Here is a 2,782-nt window from a genome sequence, read left to right as displayed (position 1 = left end):
CGCGTTCGCCGCGGGCCGCGAGCGAGGCGGCGGTCTCGAAGCCGCGGCCGCCGCGGATCTGGACCAGCTCGTCGGCGATCAGGCAGCCCATCTCGGAGCCGTACAGCTTGGCGAGCGCGGCCTCGATCCGGATGTCGTTGCGGTCCTCGTCGGCCATCTGGGAGGAGAGGTCGACGACGGCTTCGAGGGCGAAGGTGGTGGCCGCGATGAAGGAGATCTTGGCGCCGACGGCCTCGTGCCTGGCGATCGGCTTGCCCCACTGCTCGCGCGCCACCGACCACTCGCGGGCGATCTTCAGGGCCCATTTGCCGGCGCCGACGCACATGGCGGGCAGCGAGAGGCGGCCGGTGTTGAGGGTGGTGAGCGCGATCTTCAGGCCGGCGCCCTCCGGGCCGATGCGGTGCGCGGCCGGGACGCGGACCCGGTGGAAGCGGGTCACGCCGTTCTCGATGCCGCGCAGCCCCATGAAGGCGTTGCGCCGCTCGACGGTGACGCCCTCGGCGGCGGCCTCGACGACGAAGGCGGTGATGCCGCCCTTGTGGCCCTCGGACTTGGGGACCCGGGCCATCACGACGAGGAGGTCGGCGACGACGCCGTTGGTGGTCCAGAGCTTGACGCCGTCGAGTATGTACGAGTCGCCGTCGGGCACGGCGGACGTCGCGAGGCGGGCCGGGTCCGAGCCCACGTCCGGCTCGGTGAGCAGGAACGCGGAGATGTCCGTACGGGCGCAGCGGGGCAGGAAGGCGTCCTTCTGCTCCTGGGTGCCGAAGATCTTCAGCGGCTGGGGCACGCCGATGGACTGGTGGGCGGAGAGCAGCGCGCCGAGCGCGGGGTTGGCGGAGCCGACCAGGGCCAGGGCCTTGTTGTAGTACACCTGGGTGAGGCCGAGTCCGCCGTACTTCGTGTCGATCTTCATCCCGAGTGCGCCGAGCTCCTTGAGCCCGTTGATCGTCTCGTCCGGGATCCGCGCCTCGCGCTCGATGCGGGCGCCGTCGATCTCCGTCTCGCAGAAGGCGTGCAGCTTGGCGAGGAACTCCTCGCCGCGGTCGACGGCCTCCGGTTCCGGCATCGGGTGGGGGTGGATCAGATCGAGCCGGAAGCGGCCGAGGAACAGCTCCTTGGCGAAGCTGGGCTTGCGCCAGTCCTGTTCGCGGGCGGCCTCGGCGACCTGTCGTGCCTCGCGTTCGCTCACGGGTCGTACGGATGGTGCGGTCATGAGGGCTCACCTCGCCGCGGTGTCGGGTTGTACCGGTCGGCTACCGACCGGTGCTACTCGTCCGTATGTACCCGATCCGTACGGGCTCTACCAGCCCCCGCGCAGAACGGACGCGGGCCGGTGTAGCCGGCTCCGCCGCGTGAGGACGGGGCGGCGGAACGGGTCGTAGTCCGTGATGCCTGGTGGCGGCGTACGCGGCCGCCGGGGCGGGGGAACGGGGCGCGCTCCGGGTACAGGGTTCCGGAGCGCGCCGCGTTCAAGCGCCGGGCCCGCTCAGAGGTCGAGGTCGGTGAGGACCAGGACGCGCTCGTAGGTGTAGTCCTCCATGGCGTACCGCACGCCCTCGCGGCCCACGCCGGACTGCTTGGCGCCGCCGTAGGGCATCTGGTCGGCGCGGTAGGACGGCACGTCGCCGATGATCACGCCGCCGACCTCCAGGGCGCGGTGGGCGCGGAAGGCGGTCTGCACGTCGCGGGTGAAGACGCCCGCCTGGAGCCCGTACGGCGAGTCGTTGACGGCCGCGAAGGCCGCCTCCTCGCCGTCGGCCTTCGTCAGGGTCAGGACCGGGCCGAAGATCTCCTCGCAGGCGACCTTCACACCGGCGGGCACGTCCGCGAGGACGGTCGGGGCGTACGAGGCGCCGTCCCGCTTGCCGCCCGCGAGGAGCTTCGCGCCCGCCTGTACGGCCTCGTCGACCCAGGACTCGACGCGCTTGGCGGCGTCCTCGCTGACCAGCGGGCCGACGTCGGTCGCGTCGTCGGACGGGTCCCCGGTGACCTGCGCCTCGACGGCCGCGACGACCTTCGGCACGAGCCGGTCGTAGACGCTCACGTCGGCGATCACGCGCTGCACCGAGATGCAGGACTGGCCGCCCTGGTAGTTGGAGAACGTGGCGATGCGCTGCGCCGCGCGGTCCAGGTCGGCCTCGGAGGACCAGTCGGCGAGGACGACGGCCGCGCCGTTGCCGCCGAGCTCCAGGGTGGTGTGCTTGCGGGGCGCGGCGTCCAGCAGGGACCAGCCGACGGGGCCGGAGCCGGTGAAGGAGATGACGGGCAGCCGCTCGTCGGCCACCAGGCCGGGCATCCGGTCGTTGCCGACGGGCAGCACGCTCCACGAGCCGGCCGGCAGGTCGGTCTCGGCGAGCAGCTCGCCGATGATCAGGCCGGACAGCGGGGTGGCCGGGGCGGGCTTGAGGATGATCGGCGTGCCGACGGCGATCGCCGGGGCGACCTTGTGGGCGCACAGGTTCAGCGGGAAGTTGAACGGCGCGATGCCGAGGACCGGGCCGCGCGGGAAGCGGCGGGTGAGCGCCAGGCGGCCGACGCCGCCGGCGTCGGTGTCCAGCCGCTGCGCCTCGCCGCCGTTGAACCGGCGGGCCTCCTCGGCCGCGAAGCGGAACACCGACACGGCGCGTCCGACCTCGCCGCGGGCCCACTTGACCGGCTTGCCGTTCTCGGCGGAGATCAGCCGCGCGATCTCCTCGGTCCGCTCGACGAGCCGCCGCGACACGTGGTCGAGCGCCGCCGCCCGTACGTGCGCGGGCGTCGCCGTGAACTCGTCCCGCAC

The 2,782-nt window shown here is 72.9% G+C and carries 2 protein-coding genes; both read right to left on the bottom strand.

The window, feature by feature from the left end:
- Positions 1-1,216 (bottom strand): acyl-CoA dehydrogenase family protein (locus tag ACFU99_RS39910; protein WP_384402532.1); only part of this gene is annotated, 1,216 nt, incomplete at its 3' end.
- 273 nt (positions 1,217-1,489) lie between these two features.
- Positions 1,490-2,782, bottom strand: a 1,293-nt coding sequence (locus tag ACFU99_RS39905; RefSeq protein ID WP_384402529.1) for an aldehyde dehydrogenase family protein, incomplete at its 5' end; no start/stop codon positions are given.

Origin of the sequence: Streptomyces sp. NPDC057654, from assembly GCF_042800135.1 — a bacterium.
Classification (GTDB): domain Bacteria; phylum Actinomycetota; class Actinomycetes; order Streptomycetales; family Streptomycetaceae; genus Streptomyces.
The sequence above is the reverse complement of the archived record's forward strand: the minus strand, read 5'-3'. Positions and strand labels throughout refer to the sequence as shown.